At 63.0% G+C, this 15476-nt stretch carries 14 protein-coding genes and 1 pseudogene; 6 read left to right on the top strand and 9 right to left on the bottom strand.

The window, feature by feature from the left end; translation table 11 throughout:
• Positions 1–13: 13 nt before the first annotated feature.
• Positions 14–883: a protein-L-isoaspartate O-methyltransferase family protein gene (locus AC0QUY_RS15465; RefSeq protein WP_475387461.1), complete on the bottom strand. Its 870-nt coding sequence runs from the start codon at positions 881–883 to the stop codon at positions 14–16.
• Positions 884–976: 93 nt separating this feature from the next.
• Here AC0QUY_RS15465 and AC0QUY_RS15460 point away from each other — a divergent pair, with 93 nt between their 5' ends.
• The gene (locus AC0QUY_RS15460) at positions 977–1471 is read left to right on the top strand and encodes a type II toxin-antitoxin system HicB family antitoxin (RefSeq protein WP_475387460.1); all 495 of its coding nucleotides are present in this window, start codon (positions 977–979) and stop codon (positions 1469–1471) included.
• 153 nt (positions 1472–1624) lie between these two features.
• Here the strand turns inward: AC0QUY_RS15460 and AC0QUY_RS15455 are convergent.
• Positions 1625–3693, bottom strand: a pseudogene (locus tag AC0QUY_RS15455) (prolyl oligopeptidase family serine peptidase).
• 208 nt (positions 3694–3901) lie between these two features.
• Here AC0QUY_RS15455 and AC0QUY_RS15450 point away from each other — a divergent pair.
• From AC0QUY_RS15450 to AC0QUY_RS15440, 3 genes are all read left to right on the top strand, one after another.
• A complete protein-coding gene (locus AC0QUY_RS15450) occupies positions 3902–5146 on the top strand; it encodes an MFS transporter (RefSeq protein WP_475387459.1) in 1245 nt (414 codons plus the stop codon).
• A gap of 27 nt (positions 5147–5173) precedes the next feature.
• Positions 5174–5536: a nuclear transport factor 2 family protein gene (locus AC0QUY_RS15445; protein ID WP_161850622.1), complete on the top strand. Its 363-nt coding sequence runs from the start codon at positions 5174–5176 to the stop codon at positions 5534–5536.
• Between the two features lie 146 nt (positions 5537–5682).
• Entirely contained in the window at positions 5683–6948 is a 1266-nt protein-coding gene (locus tag AC0QUY_RS15440) for an MFS transporter (protein ID WP_475387458.1), read from the top strand.
• 101 nt (positions 6949–7049) lie between these two features.
• Here AC0QUY_RS15440 and AC0QUY_RS15435 read toward each other — a convergent pair whose 3' ends face one another.
• Both AC0QUY_RS15435 and AC0QUY_RS15430 read right to left on the bottom strand, forming a co-directional pair.
• Positions 7050–7544, bottom strand: coding sequence for a VOC family protein (locus AC0QUY_RS15435; protein WP_475387457.1), 495 nt, complete (start codon positions 7542–7544; stop codon positions 7050–7052).
• Positions 7545–7739: 195 nt separating this feature from the next.
• A complete protein-coding gene (locus AC0QUY_RS15430) occupies positions 7740–8285 on the bottom strand; it encodes a carboxymuconolactone decarboxylase family protein (protein ID WP_475387456.1) in 546 nt (181 codons plus the stop codon).
• A gap of 161 nt (positions 8286–8446) precedes the next feature.
• Between AC0QUY_RS15430 and AC0QUY_RS15425 the strand changes: the two genes are divergently transcribed.
• Both AC0QUY_RS15425 and AC0QUY_RS15420 read left to right on the top strand, forming a co-directional pair.
• Positions 8447–9631 (top strand): acyl-CoA dehydrogenase family protein, encoded by a 1185-nt coding sequence (locus tag AC0QUY_RS15425; RefSeq protein WP_475387455.1) that lies wholly within the window; start codon positions 8447–8449, stop codon positions 9629–9631.
• A 136-nt stretch (positions 9632–9767) separates the two neighbouring features.
• Positions 9768–10907 (top strand): acyl-CoA dehydrogenase family protein, encoded by a 1140-nt coding sequence (locus AC0QUY_RS15420; protein WP_475387454.1) that lies wholly within the window; start codon positions 9768–9770, stop codon positions 10905–10907.
• A 102-nt stretch (positions 10908–11009) separates the two neighbouring features.
• Here AC0QUY_RS15420 and AC0QUY_RS15415 read toward each other — a convergent pair whose 3' ends face one another.
• The 5 genes from AC0QUY_RS15415 to AC0QUY_RS15395 all read right to left on the bottom strand — a co-directional run bounded on the left by AC0QUY_RS15415 (position 11010) and on the right by AC0QUY_RS15395 (position 15407).
• Positions 11010–12050: an amino acid ABC transporter substrate-binding protein gene (locus AC0QUY_RS15415; RefSeq protein ID WP_161850616.1), complete on the bottom strand. Its 1041-nt coding sequence runs from the start codon at positions 12048–12050 to the stop codon at positions 11010–11012.
• Positions 12051–12108: 58 nt separating this feature from the next.
• Positions 12109–12708: a L,D-transpeptidase gene (locus tag AC0QUY_RS15410; RefSeq protein WP_475387453.1), complete on the bottom strand. Its 600-nt coding sequence runs from the start codon at positions 12706–12708 to the stop codon at positions 12109–12111.
• Positions 12709–12865: 157 nt separating this feature from the next.
• Positions 12866–12997 (bottom strand): DUF2474 domain-containing protein, encoded by a 132-nt coding sequence (locus AC0QUY_RS15405; RefSeq protein ID WP_161850614.1) that lies wholly within the window; start codon positions 12995–12997, stop codon positions 12866–12868.
• A complete protein-coding gene (gene cydB, locus AC0QUY_RS15400) occupies positions 12994–14001 on the bottom strand; it encodes a cytochrome d ubiquinol oxidase subunit II (RefSeq protein WP_161850613.1) in 1008 nt (335 codons plus the stop codon). Before cydB ends, AC0QUY_RS15405 begins: the two co-directional genes overlap by 4 nt.
• On the bottom strand, positions 13998–15407 hold the full coding sequence (locus AC0QUY_RS15395) for a cytochrome ubiquinol oxidase subunit I (RefSeq protein ID WP_475387452.1): 1410 nt from the start codon (positions 15405–15407) through the stop codon (positions 13998–14000). The genes cydB and AC0QUY_RS15395 overlap by 4 nt, the downstream gene beginning before the upstream one ends.
• Positions 15408–15476: the final 69 nt, after the last annotated feature.

Below are 15476 nucleotides of genomic sequence, written 5' to 3'. Positions count from 1 at the left end.
GCCTTTCGGCGCGTCAATTGTAGGCGAGGCACCAGCCCGGCCCGCGAAGCCAGCAGCGTTCATCGGGAATGTCCTGGTCGCGGTACAGCCGCGTCACCTTCTGCAAGCCGCCGCGGGCAAAGGCTTCGGCCAGTGCTCGTTCGGACGCCTCGTCGCGGCCGCCGGCGCAGGGAAAGATCGCAACGGGCGAGATCCAGTATGCATGATAGTCCGTTGCCCTTCGCTCAATTCGGAACACCGCGCCGGCGCTCGCCATGCGCTCCGGCGCAATGCCGCCAAATCCCTGATCCGACGTCATCGGCATAATCAGGCGACCTCCATCGGCAAGGCTATCGAGCCAGCGTGGAGCCGGCCGCGTGCAGCCGGCATTGACGTAGATGACATCGGCGGCGTCGAACGGCACCTGCGTGCCGTCGCCCTCGATCACGGCAACATTCGCATAGGGCGTCAGGCTGGCTCTGGCGCGCGTGGCGAGGGGCCCGTCATACTCGATTCCCGTTACCCGCCCGGACGGTCCGACGAGATGCGCGAGGATGGCGGTGTAATAGCCCGTGCCCGTTCCAACATGCACCACATGTTCGCCTGCGGCCGGTGCGGCCTGATGAATGAGATGGGCGTGCAACGACGGTTGCCCGTTGTTGACATGGCGCTCGGGCACGAGCGCGACCAGATCGTCGGTATAGAGATAGACGGCGTCGGCATCGGGCGTCGACACATAGTCGCGTAGCCAGCGTCGCACCAGCCACGGACCCGGGCCGAGAAAATCCTCGCGGGGGATAGTGGCAAACACGTGTGCGAGGCGCGCATCCTCGACGCCGGCGGCGGCAAGTACCTGCTTGGCGTATGCGGCACGCACGATCCGGAGTTCGGCTTGCGCGTCCATTTTGCCCTCCATCCTGGCTTTATGTTATCGTGTTGTGTGATTTGACACACCAAAGTGTGTGTTAAATAGCATAACAACCATGGGGAGGCCAGATTGAAGAAGCGGCTTTATCCGGCAGTGCTGGAGCGCGGTCCGCGCGGTGCACTCGGGGCGTGGTTTCCCGATTTTCCGGGCTGCGTCGCCGGCGGGCGATCGCAGGAAGAGGCGATCGAGAGAGCGGAGGGTGCGCTGGCGCGGGCGGTGGACGGAATGGCAGAGCAGGGCAGGCCGTTGCCCGAGCCGACGCCGATCGAGCAGATCGCCCTGCCCAAGGGCGCCGACGTCGTCGCCTATTTCATTGTCGGGGTTGACCCGCCCGATCCGTCCGAGCGGGTGAATGTCTATTTGCCGAAAAGCCTGATTACGCGGATCGACAAGCGCGCCACGGAGCTTGGCATGAGCCGTTCCAGCTTCTTCGGTTTTGCCGCCACGATCGCGCTCGATTGGAGCCCGGGCTTCCCGCACGCCGCCGTCGTCGATCCTCGCTCAAAGGTCCACAAAACAGGTGCGGTGCGAGCCGAAAAGAGATCTGGCAAGAAGCGACAGTGAGAGCCGTTTTCGCGTGGCGGAATGGCGGAGCGTAATACGCGTAGCATCGTTGTAGGGTGGGCAAAGCGAAGCGTGCCCACCATTCCGAGCAGAGTGTGATGGTGGGTGCGGCGCAAACGCCTTCGCCCACCCCGACACACCGGCGCAAGTCAGCTACACGGTGCCATCTGTCCAGCCGATCTTCTCTCTGAGAAACGCGTATCCAAGCGCGATGAAGCCGGCGCGTTCGCGATTGTCCTTGCCGTAGCCGTGACCGCCGGCGGCAGGCTCGTAGAAATAGGCTTCGTATCCCATGGCTTGCAGCTTGGCCGCCATCTTGCGGGCGTGGCCGGGATGCACGCGATCGTCGCGGCGCGTGGTGGCGATCAGGATCGGCGGATAGTTCTGCCCCGGCGTTGCAGTGTGATAGGCGGAATAGGTTTTCAGCCACTCCCACTCCGCGGGTTTGTCAGGATCGCCGTACTCCGCGATCCAGCTAGCGCCCGCGAGCAGCTTGGTGTAGCGGCGCATGTCGACCAGCGGGATCGTGCAGAACAGCGCGCCGAATCTTTCGGGGTAGCGCACCAGCATGTTGGTGATCAGGATGCCGCCGTTCGATCCGCCCTCGGCGGCAATTCTGTTGGCGCGCGTCACGCCGCGTTTGACGAGGTCTGCTGCAACGGCCGCGAAATCATCATGCGCCAGCCGCTTTCCGGCGTAGCGGCCGGCATCATGCCAGCGCGTACCGAACTCGCCGCCGCCGCGGATATTGGCCTGAACCGTGGTGCCGCCGCGCTCCAGCCAAAGCTTGCCGAGGGCGGAGCTGTAATAGGGTCTTACCGCGTGGCCGAAGCCGCCATAGGCGCTGATATAGACCGGTGCATCGCCGGTCTCGGTAGCGGGACCGGTCTGCACATAGGGAATGCGTTCGCCATCCACCGAAATCGCCTCGTGGCGGGTGGTCACGAAGCCGTCGGCGGAAAAGGTCTTCGGCGCCTGCTTCAATAGCGCTGGCGCGGCGACGCCTTCGATCAGCATCAGCGAAGGCGGCGTCAGCGGATCCTGCACATTGGCGAGCAGATCGCCGTTGCTTTCGGCTTCGTGACGGTCGAGGCGCCAGACATCGACCACGCCGATTTCGGGAAGGCCCTTCAGTCGCGCGTGCGTCCAGCCGTTTGCCGATGGCGTGCAGATTTCAAACACCGGCTGCAGCTCGTCGAGAACAGACAAAACGAGCTTGCCGGCGGTCCAGAAAAATCCCTGTAATGCCCGCCGTGGCCCCGGCTCGAACACGATGGTGAAGTGGCGGTCGCCAGCCAGAAAGGCTGACAGCGAGATGCCGAGCACGCTGTCCGGCGCATAGGTCTTGCCTGCGACCGTCCAGGCTCCTCGCAGTTTCACGGCCAGCCAGTCCTGATGCGCTTCGAGCCAGACGTCGGTCGGCAGATCGAGTCTTGACCGTGGACCGGCCTCGGTGCCGAGCCAGATATTCTGATGGAAGAAATCGATCCGATCGATGAACCACACCCGCGGCGTTGGTCCGGTGTCGTCAACGCCACAATACGCACCCATCCGATCTGCCGGCACGTCGAACAGCACTGGTGCTTGTTCCACAGGTCCGCCGCGGCGCCATAGTCGGACCGTTCTCGCATAACCGGACGTCGTCGCCATGCCCTCGCCAAGGGCGCTCGAAAGCAAGAGGTCTCGCCGTCTGCCCATTGGACGCCGCTTTTGGCTTCCGGCAGGGTGAATCCGCTTGCGACGAAGGCTTTCGCATCCAGATCGAATTCCCGCAGCGTCACCGCATCGCTGCCGCCCCGGGAAAGGGCAACGATTACGCGCGGATCGTTGCCCGGCCGCGGCTCCGTCCAGTTGAGTAGCCAATCCTTGTCCTCCTCGGCGGCGAGGCGGTCGATGTCCAGCAGCGTTTCCCAGGCGGGCTCCGCATTGCGAAAGTCTGCAAGCGTCGTGCGTCGCCAGACACCGCGTGGATTCTTGGCATCCTTCCAGAGGTTGTAGACGAGCCCGCCGCGGCGCGTGACATAGGGGATGTTGTCTGATCGGTCATAGATCGCAGCAAGCGCGTCGCGATCGGCCACGAATTGCCGGCCGCCGAAGGTTTCCAGTGTCAGCCGGCTTTGCCGGTCAACGAAATCGAGTGCGCGCTGGCCTTCGATGTCCTCGAGCCAGAGATAGGGATCATCGTCGGGCGCGGCGACGGTCGGCCTGTCGTCGATTGGCATGGTTTGTACTCCAGAAATGCCGGCTGCGTGTATTGCACCAGGCACGATCGGGGCGGCCTCGATGTAATCTGTTCTCCTTGCGCTGTCCAATGTGCGCGCTTCGCATAGCGCGCGCCCGTTTGCGCCGGTTGATCGCATCCCTTCACGTCTTCATAGTGCCGCGCAAATCAATGAGGCTCCCTGCCCGGGGCGCCGGGCGGGAAGGCCGATGCTGGATACGACTGCTGCCGAAGAGATCGCCAATGACGCACGCGCGCGCGTCAACGTGCTGCGGCTCGCCGCGGCGCAGGCGCTGACCGGCGCCAATTCGGCGGTCATCTTCGCCACCGGCTCGATCGTTGGCGCGACGCTGGCGCCGTCCATTTCGCTCGCCACCGTGCCGCTCTCGATGTATGTGCTGGGCCTTGCCGCCGGTACGCTGCCGACAGGTGCGATCTCGCGCGCCTATGGCCGCCGTGTCGCGTTCATCATCGGCACCTTCTGCGGCGTTCTGACCGGCGCGCTCGGCGCGGTCGCGATCCTGCACGGGTCGTTCTGGCTGTTCTGCTTTGCGACTTTTCTCGGCGGGCTCTATGGCGCGGTGGCGCAGTCCTATCGCTTTGCCGCCGCCGACGGCGCCAGCGTTGCGTTCCGTCCCAAAGCCTTGTCCTGGGTGATGGCGGGCGGCGTATTCGCTGGTGTGCTTGGCCCGCAGCTTGTGCAGTGGACCATGGATATCTGGCCGCCTTATCTGTTTGCCTTCAGCTTCGTGATGCAGGCGTTTGTCGCGCTGGTGGCGATGGCGGTGCTGTCCGGTGTCGATGCGCCGAAACCGGCGCCATCGGATATGCATGGCGGAAGGCCGCTATTCGAGATCGCGCGGCAGCCGCGCTTCATCGCCGCTGCCCTGTGCGGGGTGATTGCCTATCCCATGATGAACCTCGTGATGACCTCGGCGCCGCTCGCCATGAAGATGTGCGGGCTCACCGTCAGCGATTCCAATTTCGGCATTCAGTGGCATATCGTGGCGATGTACGGGCCGAGCTTCTTCACAGGCTCGCTGATCGCGCGCTTCGGCGCGCCGGCCATCGTGGCGGTCGGCCTGCTGCTGGAAGCGGCGGCGGCGGGCATCGGCCTTGCCGGCATCACCGCGATGCATTTCTGGGCGACGCTGATCGTGCTCGGCATCGGCTGGAACTTTGCGTTTATCGGGGCGTCGGCGCTGGTGCTGGAAACGCATCGGCCGCAGGAACGCAACAAGGTGCAGGCCTTCAATGATTTCCTGGTATTCGGGATGATGGCGCTGGGGTCGTTCTCGTCCGGCCAGTTGCTGGCGCATTACGGCTGGTCCATGGTCAACATGGTGGTGTTCCCGCCGGTGCTGCTCGGCCTTGCCGTCCTGGCTCTTGCGTCATTTGCCAAGCGGCGGGCTAAATTGCGACCAGTGGACGAAATTCCCGATCCGGGTATTTAGTTCTCACTCAATTACCGGAGGCCTCTCATGCCGACGCGTGCCCGTCTTGATGAGTTCATTGCAGCCGTCGTCTCCGGCGATCATGCCGGGGCGATCGAGCGCTTCTACACCGAGGACGCCAGCATGCAGGAGAACGAGGCGCCGCCGCGGGTCGGCCGCGACGTCCTGGTGGCGCACGAGCGCGCGGTGCTGGAGCGGGTCAAGAGCGTGACCTCGACCTGCGTGACCTCGATCGTCGAGGGCGATCGTGTCGCGATCCACTGGGTGTTCGAGTTCGTGTTCCAATCCGGCAAGACCGGACGGTTCGACGAGGTCGCGCTGCAGGAATGGCGCGGCGACAAGGTCTGGCGCGAGCGGTTCTTCTACGATCCGTCGAAGCCGGCCGCCTAGTTGCCATCTGCTGACAGTTCGGCGTCGGTCGAATCGATGGCCCTTCTGACTCTGCTAGTTATCGTCATGCCCGGGCTTGTCCGGGGCATCCACGTCTTTATTTGCTGATGGACATCAAGACGTGGATGGCCGGGACAAGCCCGGCCATGACGGAGCGAGACAACACAAGAAGAACCATTTTGGACGCGCTTAACTACACGTCTCGCGATGAAACCTCGATCCGCTACGACGGCTGGCGCATCGTCGTCGTCTGTTTCCTGCTGGCGACGTTCGGCTGGGGGCTCGGCTTCTACGGCCAGAGCGTCTATGTCGCGGAATTGCAGCGGCTGCACGGCTGGCCGGCGTCGCTGATCTCGTCCGGCACCACGTTCTTCTATCTGTTCGGCGCAGCGCTGGTCGCCTTCGTCAGCGAGGCCATCAAGGCGTTCGGTCCGCGCAATTGCCTGATCGCAGGGACGTTCGCAATGGCTGCGGCGGCGATATCGATCGGTCAGGTCAGGGAACCCTGGCAGCTTTTCCTTGCGAATGGCGTGCTGGCGTTCGGCTGGGCGGGGACAAGCCTTGCCATCATCACCACGACACTCGGGCTGTGGTTCGACGACAAGCGCGGCATGGCGATCAGCCTGGCGCTGAACGGCGCGAGTTTTGGCGGCATCGTCGGCGTGCCGCTGCTGGTGACCGCGATCGGCTATTTCGGCTTTTCCGGCGCGATGACCGTCTCGGCCGTGGTGATGGTCGCGCTGATGGTTCCGGTGATCCTGCTGCTGGTCGGACGGCCGCCGCTCCATCTGAGTGCGGGCGCGGTCGATGCCGCGGACGCGCCGTCGCCGACGCAAATTCGCGCGCGGGCGTTTCGCGATATCGGTTTCTTCTCGGTCTCGATCGCGTTTGCGCTGGTGCTGTTCGCGCAGGTCGGCTTCATCGTGCACCTGATCGCCTTTCTGGATTCGGTGATCGGGCGGCAGCAGGCAGCGATTGCGATGGCGCTGTTGACCGCGATGGCGGTGGTCGGCCGCGTGCTGTTTTCCTTCGTGATCGACCGGATGAACCAGCGGCTGGCGTCCTCGCTCTCCTTTGTCAGCCAGGCGGTCGCGCTGGTCATCGTCATCAACGTCCATAATGATTATGCGTTGATCGCCGCCTGCGCGCTATTCGGCTTCTCGGTCGGCAATCTGATCACGCTGCCGGCGCTGATCGTGCAACGCGAGTTCGACCCGCGCTCGTTCGGCGTGCTGATCAGTCTGATCACGGCGATCAACCAGATCACCTACGCGTTCGGGCCAGGCGTGGTGGGGTTGCTGCGCGATCTGTCGGGAAGTTATACGCTGCCGTTTTATGCCTGCATCGGCGTCGAGTTGGTGGCCGCGGTGCTGATTATGGTGCGTGGTAAAACCCCGTCGTTGCGAGCGTAGCGAAGCAATCCATGCTTCCGTCGCGGGAAGTATGGATTGCTTCGTCGCTTCGCTCCCTTGCGCAAACGCTTCGCGTTTGTCGCAGGCAAAGACGACGGAGCTTACGCCTCCCGCTGCCGCAGCAGATCCTCCAGATCCAGCCGCTTCGTAAACATCGCGAGCGATCCATCGGCCGCGCGCGGCCATTCTTCCTTCGGCCGGTCGCGATAGAGCTCGACGCCGTTTTGATCGGGATCGCGCAAATAGAGCGCCTCGCTGACGCCGTGGTCGCTGGCGCCATCGAGTTCGATGCCGGCCTGGATCACGCGATACAGTGCATCCGCCAGCGCCGGGCGCGAGGGATAGAGAATGGCGGTGTGAAACAGTCCGGTGGTGCCGGGTGCAGGCGGGTGGCCGCCCTTGCTTTCCCAGGTGTTGAGGCCGATGTGATGGTGATAGCCGCCGGCCGAAATGAACGCCGCGCCGGAGCCCATCCGCTGCATCACCTCGAAGCCGAGTACGCCGCAATAGAAGCCAAGCGCACGCTCGAGATCGGCGACCTTGAGATGGACGTGCCCGATCCGGGTGCCTGCGATGATGGGTGGGTTCTGTGGCATGCGTTCTTTCCGCTTTGCTTCTTAACCTCGCCCCGCTTGCGGGGAGAGGTCGGACTTTACGCGAAGCGGAAAATCCGGGTGAGGGGGTACAGGTCTATCGTCAGGTCACGTTTCGCGGAGGGAGCCCCTCACCCCGACCCTCCAAGAGCGAGCTTCGCTCGTCTCGACCCCGTGAAGAACGGGGAGAGGGAGAGATCACGCAAGATCAGATACCTCGCCATCCGGCAGTCCGAACTCAAACGTGTTCAGCGTCATCGACACCATCGTGTAGTAACCGCACAGTCCGATCACTTCGACGATGCCGCGTTCGGTGAGTACCTTGACCGCTTCATCGTACAGCGCCTGCGACACGCCTTTGCCTTCATGCAGCGACTTGGCGAGGTCGTAGATCATCTTGCCCTTGGGGTCGTCGAAGGTTGGCGTGCGGCGGTCTCTGATATCCTCGATGATCTTCGGATCCATGCCGCCCTTCAGCGCCAGCCGCTTGTGCGCAAACCATTCGTAATGCGAGGTCCAGTGCCGCGCGGTCACAAGGATCGCGATCTCGGACAATTTTGCGGGAAACATCGTGTTGAAACGAAGCTGCTCGCCGAGCCGCGTGGCATGTCGCGCCATCTCCGGGCTGTTGAGCCAGGCCATCATCGGCGCCGGCGGGGCGCCGCGCTTGCCTGATATCGCCTCGTCGTAGGTTTCTTTCTGGTCGGCATTCATTTCGCCAGGCGAAAGCAACTTCAACCGCATGCCCGTTTCCTCTTGTTTTTCAAGCGTTACGGCTCTGCGAATACACCTGATCGGGCATTGTGACCACCGTCAGCGCTGCATGGGCTGACGTCAGACATATATTGAATTCCGCGATGTGACGGCTAAGGTCACCTCCAACATCCCACATGGAAACGCCTGATATGTCCGATCTGGAAACATTCCGCCGTGAAACCCGCACCTGGCTGGAGGCCAATTGCCCGCCGGAAATGCGCCGTCCGATGACTTCGGAGAACGACACCTATTGGGGCGGGCGCAACGCAAAATTCTCGTCCGAGCCGCAGCGCGTCTGGTTCGAGCGGATGCGCGACAAGGGCTGGACCGTGCCGGACTGGCCGAAGGAGTATGGCGGCGGCGGGCTCGATCGCGCCGAGCACAAGGTGCTGCGCGAGGAGATGGCGGCGATGGGCGCGCGCTCCCCGCTGTCGAGCTTTGGCATTTGGATGCTTGGGCCTGCGCTGTTGAAGTACGGCAACGAGGCACAGAAGAAAGAGCATTTGCCAAAAATCGCCGCCGGCCTGATCCGCTGGTGCCAAGGCTATTCCGAGCCGAACGCCGGATCGGACCTCGCCTCACTGCAGACCCGCGCCGAGAGCGATGGCGACGACTACATCATCAACGGCCAGAAGATCTGGACGTCGTATGCCAACTACGCCGACTGGATCTTCTGCCTGGTGCGCACCGATCCCACGGCGAAGAAGCACGACGGCATCAGTTTTATCCTGTTCGACATGGCCTCGAAGGGCGTGTCGACCAAGCCAATTCTCCTGATCTCCGGTTATTCGCCGTTCTGCGAAACCTTCTTCGACAATGTGCGCGTGCCGAAGTCGCATGTGGTCGGTACCGTCAACCGTGGCTGGGATGTCGCGAAATACCTGCTGCAGCACGAGCGCGCGATGATCTCAGGCACGGGAGAGCGCGGCGTTGGCCGTCCGCTCGGACAAGTCGCCGCCGATTCCGTCGGTAGCGATGATTCCGGCCGGCTCGATGATGCGATGCTGCGCGGTCAGATCGCTGCGTTCGACATCGACGAGGCGGCATTCGCCGCCGTGGCCGAGCGCGCGATCGATCTGGCGAAAGCCGGGCAGTCGCATCCGGCGTTTTCCTCGGCGATGAAATATTACGGCACCGAGCTCAACAAGCGTCGCCACGAAATCCTGATGTCGGCCGGCGGCATCGACGCGCTGGAATGGGAAAGCGACCGCTCCCGAGGCGGCGCCCGCCCGCGCGCATGGCTGCGCACCAAGGCCAACTCGATCGAAGGCGGCACATCGGAGGTGATGCTCGGCATCGTCGCCAAGCGCATCCTCGATCTGCCGGGGGCGTGAGCCGCTATTGATACCGTCATTCCGGGGCACGCGAAGCGTGAACCCGGAATCTCGAGGTTCCGGGTTCGCCGCTTCGCGCCGCCCCGGAACGACGAACCCTAAACTATTTCGTACAGCTAGGTCGGATTGAAAAAAAATGCCACTCGTCCTCACCGAAGAACAATCCATGCTGCGCGACAGCGCGCGCGGCCTTATCAGCGACAAGGCGCCGGTGTCGCATCTGCGCCAGTTGCGCGACAGCAAGGACGCCACGGGATTCTCCCGCGACCTCTGGAAGGCGTTCGCCGAGATGGGTTTTTCCGGATTACTGGTGCCGGAAAATTTTGGCGGCAGCGGGCTCGGCTATGTCGAGGCCGGCGTGGTGATGGAGGAAATCGGCCGCACCTTGATGCCGTCACCGTTCCTGTCGACCGCGGTGCTCGCCGTATCAGCGCTTTCACACGGCGGTAGCGAGGCGCAGAAATCGGCGCATCTGCCTGACATCGCCGACGGTTCGCTCCTGGCCGCGCTCGCGATCGATGAAGGAACAAAGCATCGCCCGCTGCAGACCAAGCTGCAGGCGATGCGCTCCGGCAATGGATTCAAGCTCAGCGGCGCCAAGGCGCTGGTGATCGACGGCCATACCGCCGATCTCCTGATCGTCGCGGGCCGAACCGGCGGCGCTGCCGGTGAGCGCAACGGGCTGACGCTGTTCCTGGTCGATCCCAAGGCCAAGGGTATCGCGATCGAGCGCACGGTGATGGTCGATGCGCACAACGCCGCCAGAATCGAGTTCAGCAATGTCGAGGTTGATGCCGATCAGGTGCTCGGCGAGATCGATCAGGGCTATCAGCTACTCGAAGGCGTGCTCAACATCGGCCGGGGCGCGGTCGCTTCCGAAATGGTGGGCCTAAGCGAAGAGGTATTCGGCCGCACCGTCACCTATCTGAAGGAGCGCAAGCAGTTCGGCAAATTGATCGGCGAATTCCAGGCACTGCAGCACCGCGCCGCCCAGCTCTATATCGACATCGAGATCACCCGTGCGGCCGTGCTGAAGGCGCTGCAGACGCTCGACGGCGATTTCGATCGCGCGGGTGCGGCGGTCGCAGTCGCCAAGGCGCGCGCGGGGACAACCGCGACGCTCGCGGTGCAGGAGGGGGTGCAGATGCACGGCGGCATGGGCATGACCGACCAGTTCGACATCGGCTTCTTCATGAAGCGCGCGCGGGTCTGCCAGGAATTGTTCGGCGACAGCAACTACCACGCCGACCAGTTGGCGCGGATGAAGAGTTATTGAGGACGATGCTGTCATTCCGGGGCGTGCGAAGCACGAACCCGGAATCTCGAGATTCCGGGTCTGGTCCTTCGGACCATCCCGGAATGACGGCCTAGAAGGCCGTCACCTGATCGGTGGCGCGTATTGGATGCCGCCGTTGCTCCACAGCGAATTCAGGCCGCGCGGGATCTTCAGTTTCGATCCTTCGCCGACATTGCGCTCGTAGACCTCGCCGTAATTGCCGACATGGCGGATGATGCGGGCGGCCCAGTCCTTGGGGAGGCCGAGATCTTCGCCATAGGCGCCTTCAGTGCCGACCAGCCGCATCACGTCGGGCTTCTTCGACTTCAGTGCCTCGTCGATGTTCTTCGAGGTGATGCCGAGCTCCTCGGCATTGATCATCGCATACAGCGTCCACTTCACGATCATCATCCAGTCGTCGTCGCGTTGGCGCACCACGGGGGCGAGCGGCTCCTTGGAAATGACGTCGGGCAGGATGACGTGGTCGCTCGGCTGGATCAGGTTCAGGCGGAGCGCGTAGAGCTGCGAGACGTCGGCGGTGAAGGTGTCGCACTTGCCGCCTTCATAGGCCTTGAGAACGTCTTCCAGCTTGGGAAACTTCATTTCCGTATATTTCATGTTGTTGGCGCGGAAATGGTCGGCGACGTTGAGCACCGTCGTCGTCCCTTCCTGCACGCAGACCTTGCTGTTGTTGAGGTCCAGCGCGGAATCGATGTTGCGCGAGCGCGGCAGCATGAAGCCCTGGCCGTCATAATAGGCGACCGCCGGGAAATAGAGCGCGTAGTTGCTCTCGCGCGACATGCTCCAGGTCGTGTTGCGCGCGAGGATGTCGACCTTGCGGCTCTGCAGCTCCTTGAAGCGCTCGCTGGCGTCGAGCGGCATGAATTTCGCCTTCTTGGGATCGTCGAAGATTGCCGCGGCCACCGCGCGGCAGAAATCGACGTCGAAGCCGGTCCAGTCGCCCTTGTCGTCGGGGATCGAGAAGCCGGGCAGGCCCTTGTTGACGCCGCACAGCACTTCGCCGCGCTTGATCGTCCGCTTCAGCGTCTTGGTGTCGTAACGCTCATACGTGATTGCAGCGGCCGCGACCGCGATTGCGACCGCCAGCCCGATGAGCAGGCCGCCTCGAAATGTCCGTAGCATTGTTCAACTCGCCAATTTTCAGGGAGGAAATGGATCGTCTGGAGAGACAGCGGAGGAATTAGAGCTCGGGCTTCTGCCGGATAATCACCTTGGTGCCGACAGGCACACGCTCATAGAGATCAGTGACGTCGGCGTTGACGAGCCGGAAGCAGCCCGAAGACACGGCGGTGCCGATCGTGTCGGGCCGGTTGGTGCCGTGAATGCGGTAAACGGTGGTGCCGAGATACATCGCGCGTGCACCGAGGGGATTGCCGGGGCCGCCCGCCATGAAGCGCGGCAGATAGGGCTGGCGCGCGATCATCTCCGGCGGCGGCGTCCAGTCCGGCCACTCCGCCTTGCGCGTGATGTTCACGAGGCCTTGCCACTGGAATCCCTCGCGGCCGACGCCGATGCCGTAGCGCAGCGCACGGCCGTTGCCCTGGATCAGATAGAGATGCCGCTCGGCCGTGACCACGATGATGGTGCCCGGCGCTTCGTTGGTGCGGTAGAACACCGCCGTCTTCCTGAACTGCGGATCGAGTTCGACGGATTCGTCGGGAAGCAGCCCGGGCTGGTCGCCGACATCGGGCTGGCGCAACTGTGCCTGGCTCTGCGAGGCCGAGAGGATCAGACCGCTAGTAGCGATCAGCATCCAGATCAGGTGCCGAAATTTTGTCATCGCGCAGAATTCTCCTAGCGGCCGCGTTGGCCAAATCATCGAAACCATCAAATCTCAGGGCTAGCTTGATGGCAAGTTTAGAGCGAATGCAACGGACATCCCACTGAAATATCTTGAATTTCCGTAGGTCGCCATATTCATGGGACCTCGGGCCGCCTTATTTCGGCGCGATCCACAGCCGCAGGCAAAACGAGATCAGCGTCACGGTGCCGACGCCGCCAAGCCAGAGCGCGGCGAACCAGAGCAGACGATGCGAGAGAGGACGCTGGCTTGGCTTGATCTGGGTCAATGGTAGCCGCTCTCGGGTTTGACCTTGCCGCGAAATACCCAATAGGCCCAGGCGGTATAGCCGAGGATCAGTGGTATCAGCCCGGCGACGCCGAACAGCATGAAGATCTGGCTGTTCGCGGGCGCCGCCGCCTGCCAGATCGTGATGCTCTGCGGCACGATGTAGGGATACATGCTGATGCCAAGCCCGGCATAGGACAGGGTGAACAACGCCAGCGTCAGGAAGAACGGCTGGTAGTCATATTTGTTGGCGAGACTGCGCAGCAGCAATACGGTGACTGCGGCCACCGCGATCGGCACCGGCGCGGTAAAGAGGATATTAGGCCAGGCGAACCAGCGGTGCGTGTACTGCACATGGAGGAACGGCGTTGCGATGCTGACCGCGCCGATGGCACCCAACATCGCCAGCAGGAATATCCAGCTCAGATGATAGGCGCGGTCACGCAATTCGCCTTCGGTCTTCATCACCAGCCATGTCGCGCCGAGCAGCGCATAGCCGATCACCAGCGACACGCCGGTCAGAATGCTGAACGGCGTCAGCCAGTCCCACCAGCCGCCGGCGTAGTGCCGTCCCTCGACATGCACGCCCTGCAGGATAGCGCCGAGCGCGATGCCTTGCGCCAGCGTCGCCAGGATCGATCCGCCGAAAAACGCGATGTCCCACTTGTTGCGTTCCTTGGTCGTGCGCCAGCGGAATTCGAAGGCGACGCCGCGGAACACGAGGCCGAGCAGCATCACGATCATCGGCGTATAGAGCGCCGGCATCAGCACGGCATAGGCCAGCGGGAACGCGGCCATCAGGCCGCCGCCGCCGAGCACCAGCCAGGTTTCGTTGCCGTCCCACACCGGGGCGACACTGTTCATGATGACGTCGCGATCCCGTTTCTCGGGGAATAGCGGAAACAGGATGCCGAGGCCGAGATCGAAGCCGTCCATCACGACATAGACGAACACGGCAAAGGCGATGATGAAGGCCCAGACGATGGCGAGGTCTATCGGAATCATTGGGCGGCTCCCTCGGCAACGGCGCCCGCGGCGGGAGTAATGCCGGCGGTGCGGGTCGGGGCCTCGGACGACGGCCCCTGTTCGCCCGGATGCGGCGGGGCCGCCATCAGGCGGAACAGGTAGATCATGCCGGCTGTGAACACGACGAAATAGACGATGATGAAGGCGATCAGCGAGGAGGCGACCGCGGGCGCCGCCAGCGGCGAGGCGGAGTCAACCGTCCGCAACAGTCCGTAAACCGTGAACGGCTGGCGTCCGACTTCGGTGGTGATCCAGCCCGCGAGCACGGCGATGAAGCCCGCGGGAGCCATCGCGACCGCAAACATGTGCAGCAGCCGGGAATCGTAGAGCTTGCCTTGCACGCGCATCAACAGGCTGAATAGGCCGAGCGCCAGCATGAGCAATCCCATCCCGACCATAATCCGGAACGACCAGAACGTGATGGCCACCGGCGGCCAGTTTTCGCGCGGCACGGTGTCGAGACCAGCCATCGGCGCGTCAGGCGAGTGCTTGAGGATCAGCGAGCCCAGCTTCGGTACTTCGATTGCATAGTCGACCCTGCCGGCCATCTGGTTGGGCAGGCCGAACAGGATCAAGGGCGCGCCGTCCTTGTGGCTGTGGAAATGGCCTTCCATCGCCATGATCTTCACCGGCTGATGCTCCAGCGTGTTGAGCCCGTGCTGGTCGCCGGCGAGGATCTGGATCGGCGCAACCAGCGTCGCCATCCACATCGCCATCGAAAACATCACTCGGGGGCCGGCGAGGTGGCGGTCGCGCAACAGATGCCAGGCGCCGACCGCGCCGACCACCAGCGCCGTGGTCAGATACGCCGCCAGCACCATGTGCACGAGACGGTAGGGGAATGACGGGTTGAAGATCACCTTCAGCCAGTCGGCGGCAACGAACTGTCCTGCCTCATTGACGGCATGGCCGGTCGGCGTCTGCATCCAGGAATTGGCGGAGAGAATCCAGAACGCCGAAATCAGCGTGCCGATCGCGACCATCAGCGTCGCCATAAAATGCAGTTTGGGACCGACGCGTTTCAACCCGAACAGCATCACGCCGAGGAAGCCGGCTTCGAGGAAGAATGCCGTCAAAACCTCATAGGCCATCAGCGGCCCGATCACCGGTCCGACCTTGTCGGAAAATGCCGACCAGTTGGTGCCGAACTGGTAGGACATCACGATGCCCGACACCACGCCCATGCCGAAGGCGACCGCAAAGATCTTCAGCCAGTAATTGAACAGGTTGATGAAGACTTCGCGCCCGGTCCAAAGCCACAGCGCTTCGAGCACGGCGAGATAACTGGCAAGCCCGATCGAGAAGGCGGGGAATATGATGTGGAACGACATCGTGAAAGCAAACTGCGCCCGGGCCAATACGACCGCATCCCAGCCTTCAAACATCGGCACCACCTGTCGCAGTTTCGTCGGGCCGCGACATTTTCAAAAACGGAACTACAGTTTTCGAAAATT

The sequence above is a fragment of the Bradyrhizobium sp. WYCCWR15520 genome (assembly GCF_056174665.1).
Note: the sequence above shows the minus strand (reverse complement) of the source record. Positions and strands in the feature narration are given on the sequence as shown.